1 protein-coding gene is annotated in these 447 nt (G+C 63.3%); it reads right to left on the bottom strand.

Annotated elements, in window-relative coordinates:
• Window positions 1-447, bottom strand: a 447-nt coding sequence (locus D7V77_RS42590; RefSeq protein WP_120581776.1) for a TetR/AcrR family transcriptional regulator, incomplete at both ends; no start/stop codon positions are given.

Genomic DNA, 447 nt, shown 5'->3' with positions numbered 1-447 from the left:
CATGTGCACTTCACCCTTGACCAGGGTCAGGAACTGCTCGCCAGCCAGCGAATAGTCGGTGATTTCCAGCTCGCCGCGCTCGGCGCGTGCCCGCAGGAAGTCAGCCAGGGCCTCGCAGGTACGTTCCGGTCCTGCCTTCCAGAACAGCTCGCGCAGGCGTTCGTCGGTCTCCGGCGCCATCATCATGCGCTGGATCGAGATCGCCGCATCGGACGTGATCAGTTCGAAGAAGGCCAGACCGATGCCGATCAGCTGGTCGCGCAGCGGGCCGTCCGCGTCGGCCACGAACAGGGCATCGGGCAGCATTTCAATGCACTTCGACTGCACGGCCTCGGAGAACAGGGTCTCCTTGTCGCCGAAGTGGCTGTACACAGTCAGTTTCGAGACGCCGGCCTGAGCGGCGATGGTGTCCATGCTCACGCCGGTATAGCCCTGTTCGATGAACAG

Origin of the sequence: Corallococcus sp. CA041A (assembly GCF_003612075.1) — a bacterium.
GTDB lineage: Bacteria > Myxococcota > Myxococcia > Myxococcales > Myxococcaceae > Corallococcus > Corallococcus exiguus.
The sequence above is the reverse complement of the archived record's forward strand: the minus strand, read 5'-3'. Positions and strand labels throughout refer to the sequence as shown.